Source organism: Rhizobium sp. SYY.PMSO (genome assembly GCF_046840415.1).
Taxonomy (GTDB): domain Bacteria; phylum Pseudomonadota; class Alphaproteobacteria; order Rhizobiales; family Rhizobiaceae; genus Rhizobium.
Genome location: NZ_CP177351.1, coordinates 1,382,306 through 1,399,531, shown reverse-complemented (window position 1 = coordinate 1,399,531; position 17,226 = coordinate 1,382,306). Strand labels below are relative to the sequence as shown.

Below are 17,226 nucleotides of genomic sequence, written 5' to 3'. Positions count from 1 at the left end.
GAGCATCGCGGTCAATCATCATCGCTCTCCGGGTTGTCCTGCGACTTGCGACGACGCGAAATGCTTCATCGCCCGTTGCAGAATTTCATGCTGGAGCAAAAGCACCAGTTGATCATTGGGATAACTGTTCTCACCATCGAAAGTCGTAGGTTGTAGAGGGGCGTAGCCATTTGGCCGGAAAGGCCGGATACGGCGGAAACATCTCGGCCGAAAGCATTACGTGCGGCAGCGACTGCAGCAGCATGAGGGATGCCGAGAGCAGCATCCACATGAAGAGAGAGAGGTAACGTGCTATATAGGAAAAAGCAGGCAGCTATCGGAACTGATAGGCTCTGACGTAGTCCACGAACATGAAGGATGGATCGGCGGCAGCCATCTTCGTTACGCCATCGACGATACCGAGATCGATGAGAATATACATCGGCTGGTGATGCTCCGGTAAAGCCTTGGTTTTCCAGACGAGGTTTCCATCGAAATACATGCGTATGAAGTCCGAATCGATCTTCACGCCGTAACGATGCATTTCGGAGGGACTTGCGGTGGCAAATACGTTGATGCGAGAGTAGGCGGAATCATGTCGCCCATCCCGATGCCAGACATGCACCGTCGATGAGTAGGCACCCGGCTTGTCGCCATAATATTCGATGACATCTATCTCGGCGGTAGACTTCGATCGGTCTTTGCCGATCAGCCAGAAAGCCGGCCAGACACCGGGCCCGTCCGGCAATCGCGCCTGCATCTCGAAGTAACCATATTGCTGGGAGAAGCCGTTGCCTTTCTGATCGACGGAGGCAATCAGGCCGGAACGCCATATGCCCGCCGCATCGCGCGCGGCGGTAATGCGCAGCATTCCGTCTTGTATCGCAAAGGGGAAATCGCCGCTTGGATTGGAGAAGCGGGCGCCGCCGAAGTCGCCATTCCAGGGCGTGTGGGCAATCCAGCGTGTGCCGGGCCCCCAGGCCGAGATGCTGAGGTCGTCGAAAGCGTCCTCGAAGGTCAGCGTCATGCTGCCGAGATCGAGCGCATCCCCGGTGTCGCCGGCGCGCGCGATCGTCGTGTCGCAGATCGCAACAAGCACAGCGGCAACTGACGCGCGAAGGAAAGCGCGGCGGTTGTTCATGCGCTTAGCGCGGTGCAATGGCGAGAAACGGTCCATGCATCGGAGCATGAACGTAGCGGTATGGCGGGTATAGCACGTATTTCGGCCGATCGATTCACCAAAAGGCTTAGGAATGGCGGAGATACAGCCTTATGGCGGCATGTTAGTTTCGCGGCAGTGATGAGGCAGAATTGCTGGATTCCCACACATGTTTGTCATGGGGCTTGTAACACTGATCGTTGGTGTCGTGACGCTGACTGCGCCTGTTCGATGGTCGTTCATCATCATGAGCGTATCGACCGTCTTCGGCGCCGCCGCCGCCTTCACCGTGCCCGGTCTTGGCGGAGCATCGGTGCTCGTGCCGAGTCTCTTTCTATTGTTCTTCACCGCGCGCCTGTTCGCAGCCTATGGCGAGGGGCCTTTCCTTGCCGGCATGGCGCCCTGGCAGCCGGGCTTCTTCCTGCTGGTTCTGACCGCCTTCGGCATCTTCACCGCGATCTTTTTCCCCAGGTTGTTCCAGGGCGTGACGCAGACGATGACCGTCGAGCGATCGATCGGCACGCACAGCCTTATCGCATTGGTTCCGCTGCGTTTTTCCTCCAACAACATCACCCAGACCGTCTATGCCGTCGGCGGCCTGATCTGCTTCATGACCACCTTTGCCTTCTTTCGGCGGAACGGCGCTCCCTCGATCTTCATCAACGGCATTCTCATTGTCGCCGGCATCAATCTCGGCTTCGCTCTCGCCGACATCATCACGTACTTCACGCACACGGATTTTTTGCTCGGTTTCGTAAGGACGGCCAACTACGCACTTCTGACCAATGCCGAAAAGGGCGGGCTGAAGCGCATTTCGGGGACGTTTCCGGAGGCTTCGGCATTCGCCGATTTTACCCTCGTACTTTTCTCGATCGTTACCAGCCTGTGGCTCGGCGGCATTCGCTCGGCCTTGACCGGTACCATCGCCGGTTTGCTTCTGGTTGCCTTGATCCTGTCGACATCGGCGACCGCGCTCGTCGGCCTTGCCGTCGTGCTGCCGATCCTTTGCCTCCAGTCGTTTCTTGCCGCTCGCCAGGAGCCTGGCGCGGGCCGTCCTGTTTTGATCGTGTCTATTCTCGCCAGCATGCCGCTGGTTATCTTCTTCGTTCTCATCGCCATGCCGGATCTCGCGCACAACCTGCGCGACTTTCTCGACGAAATGTTGTTTTCCAAGGCTGACAGCCAGTCCGGGCGAGAGCGCTTCATGTGGAATGCCATGGCCTATCAGGCGTTCCTCGACACGAGCGGCTTCGGTGCGGGCCTGGGGAGCGCTCGCGCATCGAGCTTCGGTCTTGTTCTGTTGTCCAATATCGGCATCTTCGGCACGTTGCTCTTCGCCATATTCGTCGGCAGGGTGCTCCTGACCGACACGCGATCCGGGAACCCGTCCTCACGACAGGCCGCCGCGGTCGTGCGCGCCGCCAAGGCCGGGTTCATCACCGTCCTCGTATCCGCGGCCACTTCGGGCACGGTCTACGATCTTGGATTGATGTTCTACATCCTGGCAGGCAGCGTTTCCGCGCTCAGCGCCGGCACACGGCAGGCGCGGGCGGGCTATGAGCCGCAGCTGGGCGCCATTGGAGACTTGAGATGAAGATTGTCGTCTTCAATGTCAAATACAGCGAAAATCTCGGCGACGGGCTGCTGGCGGAATGCATCGAAGCCGCCCTGACGAATGGCGGTGGCGAGATCGAGGTGGAAACGATCGATCTTGCGGGACGGGAAGCCTTCGCGTCAGGCCACGGCCGGCGCCGGCGCTTCATTCTCGCACTGCTCCACCGCTCGCCCGCCGGCCTTCGGCGGCGGCTTGTCCGCCTGGGGCTCGAACGCCGGCTGCGCGGGCTTCGCGCGCGCTGGGAGGACAAGATCGCCGCTGCGGATGCCGTCGTGATCGGCGGCGGCAACCTGTTTCAGGACGACGACCTCAACTTTCCGCTGAAGGTCGGCACCGTGCTCGATTGCGTCCGCCGGCATGACCGTCCCCTGGCGATCTACGCGGTCGGCGTCAGCAAGCATTGGTCGGAGCCGGCATACGACCTCTTCGCGCGCCTGAAGCGCACGCGGCTTGTTCATCTATCCGTGCGGGATGGTTTTGCCCAGGACAATTGGCGCGAGCATTTTCCCGACGGACCGGGCGCGAAAATCGTACGGGACCCCGGATTGCTGGCAGAGGCTCCCGCGGCCGCCGGAAAACCGGTTTCATTGGTTAAGCGGCAGCTTACCATAGGCCTATGCGTGACCGATCCTATCATCCTTCATAGACACGGTAATGCGAAAGCCTCCGCCATTCCCTTTACCAGCGTCGGCGCTTATAGGGACTTGATCGGACTGCTCCTCGACGACGGTCAGCGTGTGGTCCTGTTTTGCAACGGGGCCCGCGAGGACCAGGCATTTGCCGAGAGCATCCGGCATTCGGTCGCCACTCACCGGGCCGTCGCGGCGGGCACGCTGGAGATCACCAGGCGCCCGCTGGTTCCGATCGACCTGATCCGGACAATTCAGCCGCTGGATGTGATTTTGGCTCACCGGCTCCATGCCTGCATTGCGGCTTACGCGCTGAGGGTCCCGCATGTCGGTTTGGGGTGGGACGGAAAGGTCGAGGGCTTCTTCAATTCGGTAGGACGTGAAAATTACTTCGTAAAGGATGCCTCGCCGTCGCCGGGGCGTCTCGCATTGCTGTTGAAAGCGGCCGAGACGGAAGGGATAGAGCCGCTTCGGCATCGCGTCATAGTTGCGGAAGCCCAGGCCGGAATCTCGAACATGCGCCGTCATCTGGTTGGGCCGGAGCAATGCGTTATGTCGGGAATATAGCCCCTGTGTGGTGCATAATACCCCGAACGCATAATGTACGGTGAATAGATCCAGAGAAATTACTACTATTTATACATAAGGCGTATATATATTCTTCGTTGAACTCGTTAGAACTCGGGGAAACGACGGTTATCGATTTGTATCGAAGACATTGCCGATTTTCTATGGTATTAAATACTTGGAACTCACGAAAATTTATATTTTTGGATGGTCCTTTGACCATTCGAGATATGTTTTTGGCTGAGGGGTGACGGCATGGCAACGCATATTTCGATTGAACATATCCGAAGCCTGGGTGGTGTCGCGCGGACCTTTAGTGCCGGCAGCGCGATCTGCGACTATGACAGCAATGCGCCGCGCCTTCTCTTTATCCTGGACGGGTGGGCAGCACGCTGCAAGATGCTGCCGAACGGCACGCGCTTCGTGACGGAATTCGTTCTGCGCGGCGACATGATATCGACCTCGCTGACATCGCTGTCGCGCGAGACCGTACAGGCTATTACCAACGTGACCGTCATGGTCTTTCCCGATTTTACCTCTTTGCCGAAAATCGACACACCGACCTTGTTCTATCGCATCGTCATTGCCGAGCTGGTACGGCATCAGGCTCGCATGTCGGAGCGGTTCGCCAATATAGGGCGACGCGATGCGCTGGAGAAAACCGGCTATCTGCTGCTCGAGCTCGGGTCGCGCATCGGCACCTCGCGGGATTATGCCGATTCCGAGTATTTCGATTGCCCGTTGACGCAGGCAGACATCGGCGATGCCGTCGGGCTGTCGACGGTCCATATAAACCGCGTTCTCAGGGATATGCGAGAAGCCGGTCTTCTGTCTTTCCGCAATGGCATCGTCGCATTTCTCGACCGCCCGCGTCTTATGGATATCGTCGATTTCGACCAGTCCTATTTTGATGCAACTATGCTTTGAACAATACATAAGCTCCATGACGGGTAGAGTTTTCAAGAATTCGCTTAGTCGATATTTCAATATACCATTAACATAGGTTAATGCGTACAAATGAAAAATAAGCAATTACTACGATAAGATATGCCTAAAGAGAGGGGACCAAAAGAAAATGAAAGAGAATGGTGAAGTTACGCGAATGTCACGCTCTTTTGATAGGGTAAATACTCAAGTTGTTACAAGAAATACAAAGGCCATTTTAAGAGTTGGGGGTGCCGGCCATGAATGGACAATCGCTCGCAAATGAAAAATTTACCTCGGAAACAGGGGCGCGCATTATTTCGGTTCGGACATCCGATACCCTGAGGCCGTTTATCGCGTCCGGCATGCCCGGTGTCGATGAATGGGAGGACTACATCCTTCTTATCGATCCCCGTGCTCTGGATCGCGAATGCCTGTCGAAAAGTCTCACCGAATGCGATGGCGCCATGCACATCGTCACCGTCGGTTCGCTCGACGAATGGCAGATGCGGAACATGCAGGTCATGCCGTCGGCAGTTCTTTTCATGATTGGCGGCCGCAAGGTGTCCGATGCCGATGTCAGCGCCAAGATTTGCGCGCTGGTGGAAAGATTCCAGACAAGCCCGGTGATCGTCGGTGCGGATGGCGACGAGCTTGCGCAACTCCTGCACGCGCTGGAGTGTGGCGCCCGCGGCTATATACCGACGAGTGTCGGGATCAAGGTTGCCGCGGAAGCCGTTTCGCTTGCGCGCGCGGGCGGCGTCTTCGTGCCGGCAAGCAGCCTTCTGGCCGCCAAGGAGGCTATCACTCCCGTGGCCAGCCGCAATTGCTGCCTCGACAGCCTCTTCACCCCGCGCGAAGTCGTGGTTGCGGAAGCGCTCAGGCGAGGAAAGGCAAACAAGATCATCGCCTACGAGATGGATCTTTGTGAAAGCACCGTCAAAGTTCATATTCGCAATATCATGAAGAAGCTCAACGCGACGAACCGGACCGAGGTCGCTTATAAAATCCGGGAACTCGTCCGCTGACCGCTCACCGAGGGTGGTTGCCGAATGCGGGAACAGGGCTGACGAGCCCGCATCGGCATATTTCACAGCGATCGGCCCCGGACAGAAACCGGGGCGATCGACAATCCCGAAGAGCTGCGGACTAGCGCATATGCTGCCTGCCGCTTGCTCGGCGGGTGAACGCCCACTCCATTGTTTGCCGAAACCGCAAGGACGGCGACCCTTTTCAGGGCTTCCGGCGCGCAAGCCGGCTTAATTTGCCATTTCAGATCCCGGAGCGGGTCATCCGGGGGGGCGAGCGACCGGTTACGGCCGCACGATTGCCACATGCGGCGCAGCGACGTGCGTGAGCGCTCTATCTCCTTGTTTTGGAAATTCCCGACATCGCAGTGCCGGCGCAACGCCTGGGATTGTTTGAGGTTGGGATTATCGTTGCGGGCACCTGCGCGACAAGTCTCGAGAGACGGTGCGGCTCGACGCACTCCGGCGTCTTTCGATGGCGGACGTTGCGCGTGAACGGCCTTTGCGGCCGGAGATCAATGTTGAGCTATGCGCAGCGATGCAATTTCCGCCGGCTTGTCGTCGATGATCGCGCTCACGGTCAGCAAGCCCGGGCGTCGCAACCTCAATGGCGAAAAGACAAGGCTGGCGCCGACCACGACATTGATCGGGATGCCATCCGCCTCCGACCCGTCCGTCAGTTCCTTCTGCTCATTGAGCTGGACCGGGTCCAGCCGCTCTTCGAGGAGCGGTTGAGAATCGCCAGGCGCGATACAGCGCAGAACGATCGACCGGTACGGCTCCGTCGCCAAAGTGATCAGGTTTACGTGAACGCAGAACTTGGGCAGGGAAAAGGGGAACTCGGGCAGCATCAGCACTCCGCTGTAGACGCCGATAAAGCTCAGTTTTTCGCCGATTTCGGTGCGAACGTCGTCGCAAAAGATGCAATATCCATAACGCATGTTTCAATCGTCCCGATCAGTGCTGGCGCGAGCGACAATGGTGCGGATAGCGCGCGAGGAGCTCCAGGAAATGATCCCGCCGGAGCAAACGGGATGAACGGTCGCCCGAGTTTCGAATTCGGGAAGATGCTTGCCGTTCTTCGACCCGGTAAGGTCGCGGAGTTCGATGTGGATCTCCTTGTCGAGCGCCCAGGCCAGATCGGCGATGGAACGAAGCGGAAGCTCTCTTCGCCCGCAGAGATAGCGGTTAAGGTCTCCCCGGCTGACGCCGACCATTTCCGCCAGCCGTTGTTGGGAAAATCCTTTTTCGGACCGCCTTTCGAGAATGGCGGCAACGAGGTCGCTGCGGACATTAGCGGTAACGCGGCTGGCCGCGCGCGCGCGAGGGCCTATTTCAAACCGAAATGACATCGTCCGGGTTTACTCCCTCGACACACAACGCATCCCCTACGCCAAGCTCACGACGTAGCCGGCGCACCTCCAGCCTGTAGCCACGGTAAAGATCATGATCTTTCACATGGTCGGCCCAATCTCCGAAAACCGCGACGAAGCAGTCACGCATGGCGAACCAGCCGAATATGCGAAGATCCACCGTTTTCAATTCCCAAACCGCGTTTCGTTCGACCCGGATTGCCCGGAATTGTCTGGAATGAATGAGCGGCTTTCCGGAGACAAATGTGAAGAAGAGAAAGTCCAGCTGTTCGATGGGACTGAGGACCGCACCGAGTGAAGATGGTTCGTTTTTGCTTACGCGTTCATCCAACCAGTCTGCAAAGCTCGGGGTGGCGAAAAGCAGCCGCTTGGGCCGCTGTCGTCCATCAAGCTGAATCTCAACTTTAACGATAGCTTCGGATGCGACGAGATTGTCAAACGTAGTCATACCTGTCAACTAATCCATTATAATGTGGCAGATGATCACCTGACCTCCCCGAGGGTGGTATGAATTACCGCACATCTGGATTGTATTTATCTGCCTTCCTGATGGCTTAGCGTCGTTAATCACAGAAGAGTATAGCCGATACGCCGGATCGATACATGTTTCATCTGCTACTCATTTTGAGGTATGGCATTTATATTTCATGTCATCCGGTGTCGTTGCCCTAATACGAACGGTTCTCTTGTTCGGCTCTCCATCAACGGCTTAACTGCTGGTCGAGGGCGGTGAATGGTCGCTTGCCCCGCCATGGAAAACAGGGAGGATCATATGAGGACGATTGGAGCTCTCGCCATCTTGCTTGCAAGTACGTCTTTGACACTTGCCGGCCCCGGTGGCCCCCACTCACCGACACCTGCCGAAAATGAATCATTCATCGGCCAGGTGGGCGCCTTCAACGGCGCCTTCGTCAGCCAGAACAGCGGTAACAACCAGGCGCTAACCTTCCAGACCGGCGTCGGCAACTTTGCGGTCACCAACCAGAATACGGCGAAATCCAACACGTCCGACATCCTGCAGTTTGGCTCGAGCAACTTCGCAGTCGCCGACCAGAAGGGCAAGACCAACGACCAAAGCACCGTCCAGGCCGGCGCCCTGAACTTCGCCTCGACATTGCAGCGGGACGGCGCTCAGAACAACTCGACGATCGGCCAGTTCGGCTTCGGCAACTCCGCGTTCGCCGATCAATCCAAGGGCGACAACACGCAGGATACCCTGCAGGTCGGCGGACTGAACTTCGCCTCGACGGACCAGACGGACGGCAAGCACGGCACCAATACCTCAAACACCATGCAGTTCGGCTGGGGCAATGGCGCCATCGTGGGGCAGGACGGCGGCAGCAACGATCAGACGACGCTGCAGGTCGGTGCCGGAAACTTTGCCGCCACCTCCCAATGGGGCGTGATCGGGCCGAGCGGCAACTCCTCCTCCACGGCGCAATTTGGCTGGGGTAACATATCCTTTGCCGATCAGGCCGGCGGAAATAACTCGCAGGACACGCTGCAGGTCGGCGGGCGTAACTTCGCCGTCACGGGTCAGTCGTCGTTCCTCGGCGTGAACAAGTCGGCCACCGCCCAGTTCGGTATCGGCAACAGCGCGTTGACGTCCCAGATCGCCAATCCGCTGGGATCGAACAATTCGCTCATCGCACAGGCTGGCTATCGCAATACTGCCATCGCATCCCAATCCGGTGTGCAGAGCCCATTCCCCTTCGGAGGCTCCAACCTGCAGGGAACCATCCAGATCGGATCGGGAAACTATGCGATCACTTCCCAGAGCAGCTCGAGCGCATTGACGAATACATCGGTCACGGCGCAGTTCGGCTATCGGAACGTCGCCGTTACGAGCCAGCACTGAACCGGCGGGAGGAGGCGAATGCAAATGTCCGCCTCCTCTTTCCAAGCGGTTGAGCCATTTTTCTGCGTCGGGCTCAACCGCTGGCGGCCGGCATTCAATCTGCTTGCGACATTCTTCTGTCTTTCCGCCTTGTCGTTCTCATCCGCCGCTCGCGCCCTGTCCCAAGCCGGGGTCGAGTGCGAGATCGCAACGAACAGGAAGGATCAGCTTCTTGTCGTACAGGCGATCGCAAAATCGCCGTCGGCCGTGTCGGGTACATACAGGCTGGTTCTCGTCAAACATGGTGCATCGGGCACGAGCCAAAGCATCCAACAAGGCAATTTCGATTTGCAGCCTGGCTCAGACGGTCTTCTGGCCACCACGGTCGTCGACGCGCCGGCGAATACCGAACTCACTGCAAGACTGCTGGTCGAAACCGATCGAGGTGTCTCACAATGCGGATTACCACAATGAAACCTCCGAACGGCATGAAACTCGCGCTCGGCGTTGCGGGCGCATTGGTCATGCTGATGGGGCAGTCGGCAACGGAATGCCGGGCGGAATCGGCTTATGTGGCTCAGATACCGGGCAATGTAACGACGACCGTGACATTCAATGGCGCGGCGGCGCAACAGCAAACGGAGCAGTATCGCCCATCGCCGGGTTTTTCGGCGCCGGGGGGCATGGGCGTGCCGGAAGCTTCGGTTGCAGGCCATGGCAACAATCTGGCCCAAACGCTGGAAATAGGCATCCGCAACAGCGTGTATCAGCTCCAATCCGGAGCAAACAACATCTCAACGGCCGGAGTCATCGGGAATTACGGCAATGTCAATGTGCTGCAGGCGGGAAACAACCTTCGCTCCAACGTCGTATTGCTGAATGGGGCGGGCCTGAAAGTGAGCGTTCTTCAGCCTGCCGGCTCTGCGCCCGTCAATGTTTTGATCGCGCGGCTGCCGGGTGGAGGATTGCTGATCAAGCGTTGAATGGACGCAACCGCGTCCGGACATAGGAGAGGGGAACGACAATGATGATGCGTATGACAATAATTGCGGTCGGCCTGGCCGCCGCAACGGCAGTGCCGGCCACATCGGGGCAATTGGTCTACCAGCCAACCAATCCGACATTCGGCGGTAATCCCTTGAATGGCACATTCCTTCTTTCGACGGCTCAGACGCAAGGCGCCGGCGTCAAGTCCGGCCAGCAACAGACGCCCGATCTGTCCGGCCTCAACAGCGCGCTGAGCAACCTCGGGAACCTCAACGAAGGGTCGGGCTCCAGCGGATCGTCTCCGGTCATCGTGATCGAAAACGGCAGCCAGGTGCCCACCAATCCCTGAGCCGAAACTGATTGCTTGATAATTCAATTCCTGGGGGCGATTCATTCGAAGAGCGATGGTACGTGTCAGTTTTTCCGTTGCCGCCATTCTATGCGGACTAGGCTTGAGTGGCTGTGCTGCCGCTGGCAGCAATCTTGATCCGATGAGTACTCCGGCAACGCTCATGCCGGCGACAAAGACGGGCGTGGCGCTGGAAAGCCTGCCCCAGCCCAAGCAGGCGCTGGACGTGGCGGTGTATGCGTTTCCCGATCTTACGGGGCAAAACAAACCCAACGAAAACTTCGCCGAGTTTTCTCGCGCTCTCACGCAAGGCGGCGCGCAGCTGTTGACCGATGTCCTGACCAAGGCGGGCAACGGCAACTGGTTCAATGTCGTCGAGCGCACCGATCTTCAATCGCTGTTGCAGGAGCGGCAGATCATCCAGAATACGCGCGCGGCGGTCTATGGCGCCAAGGCCGGCGGCATACCTCCGCTTCGGTTTGCCGGCGTTCTGCTTGATGGCGGTATTGTCGGCTACGATTCGAACGAGACGACCGGCGGCCTCGGCGCCAATTATCTCGGCATCGGCGGAAACACGCAATATCGTAAGGATATCGTGACCGTGTCGCTGCGTGCCGTGAGCGTCAGCACCGGGCGCGTGCTCGCCTCCGTAAGCACCACGAAAACCGTCTACTCCGTCCAGCTTCAGGGCTCGGCTTTCCGCTTCGTCGGTGTCGATCAGCTGCTTCAGATCGAGGGCGGCATCACGCGAAACGCGCCGACCACGCTGGGGGTTCAGGAGGGAATAGAGCTTGCCGTCTATTCGCTGATCTTCGAAGGCGTGAAAAACGGACTGTGGCAATTCAAGGATCCCGCGGCCGGAGCGGCGTTCATGCGCTATCTGGACGAGCATCAAAGGGCGATGACCTATAAGCTGGACGGGAACGGCAGGCCGATCGTTTCAGCCGTCGATCCGCAGCAGGTCAGCGCCACCCAGCCGGCCGTCGAGGCGGCATCGAAGCCGCCCGTGATCGCCGGCAAGCCGAAGAGTTCATGAAGACCAGAGCAATTCCGGGAAAGGTGCGCAGCGGTTTTCCGTCCGGCATTGCGCCAGGACAACGAGAGTGAGCGGTTCGGCGATTCCGTGAAAAGCCGAGCCGCCCTAGCGGTGCTGGATCGCTTTCCGGCAGATATCGGATTGGGCATTTTCGGGTCCGCAGCTCACGGTTTCGTTTTGCGTGCCGCCGCTCGAATTTGACTTGGTCAATGCCTTGGCAGCTGTTCCCTTTTCGGGATTGCCGTTCTTCCTGATGGGAACGCGCCCGGTCACCTGGGGGATGCGGGTTTCCGAGAATCCGGAACGCCGGATAATGGGTTGGTCGGCGGCAAAGGCATCCGCCGAACCAAGCACTCCGGCAAGTATCAGGACTGTGGCCGCAATGGCCTTATTGGAGTGTGCCATTTCGATGTTGCTCCTGGATCGTAACAGTGAGCCGATTTTGCGCTGTCGGCTACGGAAATACCGCTTGCGGAAGTCCGATCGTCTGGGCGCCGGCCAGGTTTCTCATTCGCTACCGGTCGCCGGCTCCGATACAGTCCTTGTCGCGGCTGGCGAACTCATCGGCGATCGGCGTCCGAGCATTCCGGCAGGCAAATCGACGATATCTCAGTGCCCTACCGTGCCGGCCCCGACCGTCGGCAGGCGATTGTCCAGCGGCCCCGGCGCTGCCCGCTCGGTGACGCCGCTGCCAACGCTGGGAAAGACGCTGTTTGCCAACAGGGTGTGCGGACGCGCGCGCGGCGGCTGTTTTGATTTATGCGGAGAAGTACGGCTATTGGTGGGCGGCTGGATCGCAGGCACGACCGATGTCTCCGGAAGCTGTTCGACAAAGGCAGGGTTCGTATTCGTGGCAGGCGCTTGCTGTAGATAGCTTTCGCCAAATACGGCTCCGTCGCTCAGCGCGAGGACAGTGACGAGAGAATAGCCAGCAATGATCATTGGTGCCATCTGAACTTATTCCTTGCGGGTTTTAAAATATTGAACGCCGCAATTTTCTGCTTAAAAGCAGAAAACTGAAATGTTATCGGGAATTTATTCTATAAATTACGCTTTAATTCGCGTTTCGTTCGACATTATTGCTCATATATTGTAAAATAGCAAACAAAATCTTGGAGGGGACCATGAATCTATATTGGCAGAGAGCTGTATGCTGTGTCGTTTTCTTGTTTGCGCAGGCTGTCGCACCCATGGCGTCCGGTGCCGACAACAATGCGGCTGCGCCGCAATCCGATCCGCAGAAGGGGACGGTCGAGCCTGACAAGAGCGGCGCGGCGCCCGCCGTGTCTGCAAGCGCGCCGGCAGCCCAGCCCGGCGGCCCGCAGGTCACGGAACAGAAGTTTGAGGCGTGGACATTGCAGTGCAGTTCCGACAAATCGATGAAGCCTTCCTGCCAGATCACATACAGGCTGACCTCAGCGGATCAAAAGCAGGTGTTCATGGTGATCAGCATGGCGCGCTCCGCCGAAAACAAGGTGGGGATGCAAATGGCTCTTCCGCTTGGCTTTTCCATTCAGTCCGGTGTGAAGATCGGATTTGGCGGCAAATATTCGACGACGGCGAAGGTGTCGCGTTGCACCACGCAGGGATGCCTGGTGGAGGGCCTGTGCCCTCCCGGGATGCTCGATGCGCTGATGAAGGAAAAATCGGGAAAGGTCTCGATCCGGATGATGCAGGGCAATACAGCGGAACTTCCGATATCCCTGGGCGGCTTCAACGCGGCCTATCGCGCGATGATCGAGAACAATGGATGACGGGATACATCGGCAACGCCGGACATCGACATGCCGATGTCCATGCCGTGACGCATACATAGGACATCGGGTCCGGGCTGGTGGCCGCCGGTGGCCATCAGCTCAGGAATTGTCTGAAGCGTCGCAAGGCAAGGAAAAACAGGACCATGCCGATTGCCAGCAACGATAGAAGCTGAGGCCAGACCACATCGATGCCGGCGCCCCGGAAGAGCACGGCTTGCGCCAGGATCACGAAATGCGTGTTCGGTGCCAGAAGCATGATGTATTGAATGATATCGGGCATGCTTTCGCGCGGCGTCATGGCGCCGGACAGAACCTGGAGCGGCAACAGGACGAGAATGAGGAGCAGGCCGAATTGCGGCATGGAGCCCGCTACGGTCGCCAGGAAGATCCCCATTGCCGTCGTCGCGAAAAGCTGCAGCGCGGTCCCCAGCAGAAAAAGCGTCATCGCGCCTTCGATGGGGATGGCAAGCAGGCCTTTGACCACGACGAAGATCGAGAACGCCGTTGCGACCAGAACCACAAGCCCCATCGACCAGATCTTGCTGACCATGATTTCCAGCGGCGTCACGGGCATGACGAGCAGATGCTCGATCGTGCCGTGTTCCTTTTCCCGGATGAGGGCAGCACCCGTCAGCACAATCGAAAGCATCGTGATCGAGGTGATGATGTTGTTGATCGAACCGAACCAGGATTTGTTGAGCTGCGGATTGAATCTGGCCCGCAGCGTCAGGTCCACCGGCACATTGCTGGCGGCTCGATAGCGGTTCATGAACTCATCGACCTCGCTCGTCACGATGGTCTGGATATAGCCGCTGCCGGTGAAGGCCTGGCTCATGCGGGTTGCATCGACATTGAGCTGAAGCGCCGGCTGCTGTCCCGCCATGACCTTGCGCTGAAAGTCCGGCGGAATGTTCAGCGCAAACGTGTCCAGGCCCGCATCCATCCGCTGGTCCATCTCGGCGATCGAAATCTGCTTGGGCGGCACGAAATATGGCGGATAGAATGCCGTGCTGATGCGCCCCGACAGTGGCGATTGATCCTCGTCTACGATGGCGACGGCGGCATTGTTCAGCGTTTCGGGCAGGGCGCTTGAGCCGGTATAGATCTGCAGCGAGAACGCGTAGACGACGAGCAGAACGAGCATCGGATCGCGCGCCAGCCCGCGCAACTCCTTCATTCCCAATTGCAGGATATTGGATAGTGACAACGTCATCCCTCCTGCTTCTTGATGAGAAGCGTACCCAGGACCGAGAGGACGGGAATCGCGATCAGTAGTGGAACGAAGGAGCCATAAAGGCCGGTGAAATCGAGCGCCTTGGAGAAGGTGCCGCGTGAAATCGTCATGAAATAGGTAGCTGGATAAATCTTGCCGATCAGGGCGCCGGCGCCCTGCAGCGACGACACCGGATCGATCATGCCCGAATATTGCGTCGCCGGTATCAGGGTCAGCAGCGCGGTTCCGAAAATCGCTGCGATCTGGCTCTTCATGAAGGCTGAAATGACGATGCCGATCGAGGTGGCGATGACGACATACAGGAGCGCCGCCGTCAGATAGGTCAGATAGCTGCCTGTAAACGGAACTCGGAAGACCAGCGTGGCAAAAGCGGTCAGCAGCAGAAAATTCACGACCCCGAGCGCGACGTAGGGCAATTGTTTGCCGATGAGGAATTCGAGCTTGCTGACGGGGGTGACATACAGATTGATGATCGAGCCGAGCTCCTTTTCGCGCACGACGCTCAGGGCTGCGAGCATGGCCGGGATCAGCATCAGCAGCAGCGGGATGACGGCGGGGACCATCGCCACGAGGCTTTTGACATCGGGATTGTATCGGAAGCGCGTTTCGATGGTGAACGCGCCTTGCGTGGCCGCTGCCCCGTAAAGCTCCTTCGCCTTGCGAGCGAGCCAGTTGGCATGCATGCCCTGAACATAGCCTCTCACCGTTTCGGCCCGTTGCGGCATGGCGCCATCGATCCACGCGCCGATTTCCACATTGTCGCCGCGCAGCACGTTTCGGCCGAAGCCGGGCGGGATCTCGATGGCGAGGCTGAGCTCTCCGTCCCGCATGCGCCGGTCCATGTCGGCATAATCCCTGATCGGCGCTTTTTCGATGAAGTAACGGGAGCCGGCTATGTCGAGCACGTAATCGCGGCTGATGGTCGAATCGTCGCGGTCGAGCACGGCAAAGGTCAGGTCCTCGACGTCGAGGTTGATGCCGTAGCCGATGACGAGCATGAGGATCACGCTTCCAAGAACGGCAAGCGTGGCACGGATCGGATCCCGCTGCAGTTCCAGCGCTTCGCGGCGGGTGTAGCTGAACATGCGGCGAAAATCGAAGAGGCGGCTATGCGCGGGCGATGGGGTTGCCGTGTGAGCGCCCGCCACGACGACAGGCCTGGCCTCCTCGCCGCGAACGATACCGGCCGCCTCCTCGAGATAGGCGATGAAGGCATCTTCGAGCGTTGCCGCGTTGCGGCTCCTGGCAATGGCGGCCGGCGTGTCGCTGATCAGCACCTTTCCGGCATGCATCAGCGAGATGCGATCGCAGCGTTCGGCTTCGTTCATGAAGTGGGTCGAGATGAAGATCGTCACGTCGTCCTTGCGAGACAGGTCGACAAGGATCTGCCAGAAGGCATCGCGGGCGACGGGATCGACGCCGGACGTCGGCTCGTCGAGAATGAGAATGTCAGGCGCGTGGATCATCGCGACGGCCAGCGAGAGACGCTGGCGGATGCCGAGCGGCAAGGCGTCCGGCAGCGCGTCCATCACATTCTCCAGTCCGAACCGATCCGTCATCTCGGCGATGCGCCCCGGAATCCGCTCTTCCGGCAACCGGAAAAGACGCGCATGCAGATCGAGGTTCTGGCGAACGGTCAGCTCGCTGTAGAGCGAGAAGGCCTGGCTCATATAGCCGACGCGACGCCTGACCGCCATGTCGCTGGCATCGACCTTGCGGCCAAAAAGCTTGGCCTCGCCTTCGCTGGCGGCGAGCAGGCCCGTCAGCATCTTCATCGTCGTGGTCTTGCCGCAGCCATTCGAACCCAGGAAGCCGAATATCTCGCCCTTCGGGATCTGGAAGCTGACATCGTCGACGGCGGTGAAATCGCCGAAGCGCATGCTGAGATGGCTGGCCTCGATGGCATAAACACCGTCCGTCGCTTGCGGACGCGGCGGAATGACAATCTCGTGGTAGTCGCGGCGGTCGGCCTCCGGCAGCATGGCGATGAAGGCGGCGTCGAGATCCCTGGTCTGGGTCCGCTCAAGAAGCTGCTTCGGGGTGCCGGTATCAAGCACCTTGCCGGCATTCATCGCGATCAGCCAGTCGAAATCGGCGGCTTCCTCCATGTAGGCCGTCGCAACGATGACGCTCATTCCCGGCCTGCTTGCCCGAATGCTGCCGATCAGCTCCCAGAACTGCCGGCGTGACAGGGGATCGACGCCGGTCGTCGGCTCGTCGAGAATAAGCAGGTCCGGATCGTGAATGAGCGCGCAGCACAGCCCGAGCTTCTGCTTCATGCCACCAGACAATTTTGCCGCCGGGCGCTCCGCAAACGGTCCGAGACCGGTACTGTCGAGCAGCTCGCCGATCCTGGTTTCTCGTTCCTTCCTGTCCTGGCCGAAAAGGCGCCCGAAGAAATCGACATTCTCGAAAACGGACAGCGTCGGGTAGAGATTCTTGCCAAGCCCTTGCGGCATATAGGCAATCCGCGGGCAGCTGCGGTCGCGATGCCGGGCATCGCTCATGTCGCCGCCGAACACCTCCACGCGCCCCGTCTGAACGGCGCGAGCTCCGGAAATCAGCGACAGGAGACTTGATTTGCCGACACCGTCGGGGCCGATCAGGCCGGTCATCCTGCCCGCCGGTATCGCAAGCGTGACCTGATCGAGGCCGACGGCGCTCTTGTAGACGAGGCCGACATCGGTCAGCCTGGCGACAACGCCGCCATCCTCGTCGTTCCTCTTGGTGCGTTCGACGGTTTCGACCATGT

Annotated in this window: 18 protein-coding genes; 10 read left to right on the top strand and 8 right to left on the bottom strand. The window is 58.9% G+C overall.

Annotation, left to right across the window (positions count from 1 at the left end):
- Positions 1-313: 313 nt before the first annotated feature.
- Positions 314-1,120, bottom strand: coding sequence for a glycoside hydrolase family 16 protein (locus tag ACJJVH_RS33145; RefSeq protein WP_412066563.1), 807 nt, complete (start codon positions 1,118-1,120; stop codon positions 314-316).
- A 187-nt stretch (positions 1,121-1,307) separates the two neighbouring features.
- On the opposite strand from ACJJVH_RS33145, the gene ACJJVH_RS33140 reads away from it, so the two are divergent.
- The 4 genes from ACJJVH_RS33140 (at position 1,308) to ACJJVH_RS33125 (ending at position 5,901) form a co-directional block, all read left to right on the top strand.
- Entirely contained in the window at positions 1,308-2,732 is a 1,425-nt protein-coding gene (locus ACJJVH_RS33140; RefSeq protein ID WP_412066562.1) for a hypothetical protein, read from the top strand.
- Positions 2,729-3,949, top strand: a complete 1,221-nt coding sequence (locus ACJJVH_RS33135; protein ID WP_412066561.1) for a polysaccharide pyruvyl transferase family protein — start codon at positions 2,729-2,731, stop codon at positions 3,947-3,949. Before ACJJVH_RS33140 ends, ACJJVH_RS33135 begins: the two co-directional genes overlap by 4 nt.
- Before the next feature lie 255 nt (positions 3,950-4,204).
- Entirely contained in the window at positions 4,205-4,876 is a 672-nt protein-coding gene (locus ACJJVH_RS33130) for a Crp/Fnr family transcriptional regulator (RefSeq protein WP_112794687.1), read from the top strand.
- Between the two features lie 257 nt (positions 4,877-5,133).
- Positions 5,134-5,901: a response regulator transcription factor gene (locus ACJJVH_RS33125; protein ID WP_112794688.1), complete on the top strand. Its 768-nt coding sequence runs from the start codon at positions 5,134-5,136 to the stop codon at positions 5,899-5,901.
- 515 nt (positions 5,902-6,416) lie between these two features.
- Here the strand turns inward: ACJJVH_RS33125 and ACJJVH_RS33120 are convergent.
- From ACJJVH_RS33120 to ACJJVH_RS33110, 3 genes are read right to left on the bottom strand one after another with little or no spacing between them, the layout of a single operon-like run.
- The gene (locus ACJJVH_RS33120; RefSeq protein ID WP_112794689.1) at positions 6,417-6,842 is read right to left on the bottom strand and encodes a DUF6941 family protein; all 426 of its coding nucleotides are present in this window, start codon (positions 6,840-6,842) and stop codon (positions 6,417-6,419) included.
- A gap of 3 nt (positions 6,843-6,845) precedes the next feature.
- Complete coding sequence (locus tag ACJJVH_RS33115) at positions 6,846-7,253, bottom strand: helix-turn-helix domain-containing protein (protein WP_113384679.1); 408 nt, start codon at positions 7,251-7,253, stop codon at positions 6,846-6,848.
- Positions 7,237-7,722, bottom strand: coding sequence for a hypothetical protein (locus tag ACJJVH_RS33110; RefSeq protein ID WP_112794691.1), 486 nt, complete (start codon positions 7,720-7,722; stop codon positions 7,237-7,239). Before ACJJVH_RS33110 ends, ACJJVH_RS33115 begins: the two co-directional genes overlap by 17 nt.
- Positions 7,723-8,046: 324 nt before the next feature.
- Between ACJJVH_RS33110 and ACJJVH_RS33105 the strand changes: the two genes are divergently transcribed.
- The 5 genes from ACJJVH_RS33105 (at position 8,047) to ACJJVH_RS33085 (ending at position 11,483) form a co-directional block, all read left to right on the top strand.
- Entirely contained in the window at positions 8,047-9,132 is a 1,086-nt protein-coding gene (locus ACJJVH_RS33105) for a hypothetical protein (protein ID WP_162760975.1), read from the top strand.
- 18 nt (positions 9,133-9,150) lie between these two features.
- On the top strand, positions 9,151-9,585 hold the full coding sequence (csgH, locus tag ACJJVH_RS33100) for a curli-like amyloid fiber formation chaperone CsgH (RefSeq protein WP_412066560.1): 435 nt from the start codon (positions 9,151-9,153) through the stop codon (positions 9,583-9,585).
- Positions 9,586-9,599: 14 nt separating this feature from the next.
- Positions 9,600-10,094, top strand: a complete 495-nt coding sequence (locus ACJJVH_RS33095; RefSeq protein ID WP_162764460.1) for a hypothetical protein — start codon at positions 9,600-9,602, stop codon at positions 10,092-10,094.
- Between the two features lie 53 nt (positions 10,095-10,147).
- Positions 10,148-10,447, top strand: a complete 300-nt coding sequence (locus ACJJVH_RS33090; protein WP_412066559.1) for a curli assembly protein CsgF — start codon at positions 10,148-10,150, stop codon at positions 10,445-10,447.
- Between the two features lie 163 nt (positions 10,448-10,610).
- Positions 10,611-11,483, top strand: a complete 873-nt coding sequence (locus ACJJVH_RS33085; RefSeq protein WP_412066558.1) for a CsgG/HfaB family protein — start codon at positions 10,611-10,613, stop codon at positions 11,481-11,483.
- A 105-nt stretch (positions 11,484-11,588) separates the two neighbouring features.
- Here the strand turns inward: ACJJVH_RS33085 and ACJJVH_RS33080 are convergent, their stop codons facing one another.
- Both ACJJVH_RS33080 and ACJJVH_RS33075 read right to left on the bottom strand, forming a co-directional pair.
- Positions 11,589-11,888 (bottom strand): hypothetical protein, encoded by a 300-nt coding sequence (locus ACJJVH_RS33080; RefSeq protein ID WP_112794697.1) that lies wholly within the window; start codon positions 11,886-11,888, stop codon positions 11,589-11,591.
- Between the two features lie 204 nt (positions 11,889-12,092).
- A complete protein-coding gene (locus ACJJVH_RS33075) occupies positions 12,093-12,434 on the bottom strand; it encodes a hypothetical protein (protein WP_162703888.1) in 342 nt (113 codons plus the stop codon).
- A gap of 239 nt (positions 12,435-12,673) precedes the next feature.
- On the opposite strand from ACJJVH_RS33075, the gene ACJJVH_RS33070 reads away from it, so the two are divergent.
- Positions 12,674-13,237: an invasion associated locus B family protein gene (locus ACJJVH_RS33070; RefSeq protein WP_412066557.1), complete on the top strand. Its 564-nt coding sequence runs from the start codon at positions 12,674-12,676 to the stop codon at positions 13,235-13,237.
- A 97-nt stretch (positions 13,238-13,334) separates the two neighbouring features.
- Here the strand turns inward: ACJJVH_RS33070 and ACJJVH_RS33065 are convergent, their stop codons facing one another.
- Positions 13,335-14,453, bottom strand: coding sequence for an ABC transporter permease (locus ACJJVH_RS33065; RefSeq protein WP_412066556.1), 1,119 nt, complete (start codon positions 14,451-14,453; stop codon positions 13,335-13,337).
- The gene (gene rbbA, locus ACJJVH_RS33060; RefSeq protein WP_412066555.1) at positions 14,450-17,224 is read right to left on the bottom strand and encodes a ribosome-associated ATPase/putative transporter RbbA; all 2,775 of its coding nucleotides are present in this window, start codon (positions 17,222-17,224) and stop codon (positions 14,450-14,452) included. Before rbbA ends, ACJJVH_RS33065 begins: the two co-directional genes overlap by 4 nt.
- Positions 17,225-17,226: the final 2 nt, after the last annotated feature.

Coding starts and splice junctions, on each gene's coding strand:
- ACJJVH_RS33145 (WP_412066563.1), bottom strand. CDS start 1,120: ATGAACAACCGCCGCGCTTTCCTTCGCGCGTCAGTTGCCGCTGTGCTT.
- ACJJVH_RS33140 (WP_412066562.1), top strand. CDS start 1,308: ATGTTTGTCATGGGGCTTGTAACACTGATCGTTGGTGTCGTGACGCTG.
- ACJJVH_RS33135 (WP_412066561.1), top strand. CDS start 2,729: ATGAAGATTGTCGTCTTCAATGTCAAATACAGCGAAAATCTCGGCGAC.
- ACJJVH_RS33130 (WP_112794687.1), top strand. CDS start 4,205: ATGGCAACGCATATTTCGATTGAACATATCCGAAGCCTGGGTGGTGTC.
- ACJJVH_RS33125 (WP_112794688.1), top strand. CDS start 5,134: ATGAATGGACAATCGCTCGCAAATGAAAAATTTACCTCGGAAACAGGG.
- ACJJVH_RS33120 (WP_112794689.1), bottom strand. CDS start 6,842: ATGCGTTATGGATATTGCATCTTTTGCGACGACGTTCGCACCGAAATC.
- ACJJVH_RS33115 (WP_113384679.1), bottom strand. CDS start 7,253: ATGTCATTTCGGTTTGAAATAGGCCCTCGCGCGCGCGCGGCCAGCCGC.
- ACJJVH_RS33110 (WP_112794691.1), bottom strand. CDS start 7,722: ATGACTACGTTTGACAATCTCGTCGCATCCGAAGCTATCGTTAAAGTT.
- ACJJVH_RS33105 (WP_162760975.1), top strand. CDS start 8,047: ATGAGGACGATTGGAGCTCTCGCCATCTTGCTTGCAAGTACGTCTTTG.
- csgH (WP_412066560.1), top strand. CDS start 9,151: ATGCAAATGTCCGCCTCCTCTTTCCAAGCGGTTGAGCCATTTTTCTGC.
- ACJJVH_RS33095 (WP_162764460.1), top strand. CDS start 9,600: ATGAAACTCGCGCTCGGCGTTGCGGGCGCATTGGTCATGCTGATGGGG.
- ACJJVH_RS33090 (WP_412066559.1), top strand. CDS start 10,148: ATGACAATAATTGCGGTCGGCCTGGCCGCCGCAACGGCAGTGCCGGCC.
- ACJJVH_RS33085 (WP_412066558.1), top strand. CDS start 10,611: ATGCCGGCGACAAAGACGGGCGTGGCGCTGGAAAGCCTGCCCCAGCCC.
- ACJJVH_RS33080 (WP_112794697.1), bottom strand. CDS start 11,888: ATGGCACACTCCAATAAGGCCATTGCGGCCACAGTCCTGATACTTGCC.
- ACJJVH_RS33075 (WP_162703888.1), bottom strand. CDS start 12,434: ATGGCACCAATGATCATTGCTGGCTATTCTCTCGTCACTGTCCTCGCG.
- ACJJVH_RS33070 (WP_412066557.1), top strand. CDS start 12,674: ATGGCGTCCGGTGCCGACAACAATGCGGCTGCGCCGCAATCCGATCCG.
- ACJJVH_RS33065 (WP_412066556.1), bottom strand. CDS start 14,453: ATGACGTTGTCACTATCCAATATCCTGCAATTGGGAATGAAGGAGTTG.
- rbbA (WP_412066555.1), bottom strand. CDS start 17,224: ATGGTCGAAACCGTCGAACGCACCAAGAGGAACGACGAGGATGGCGGC.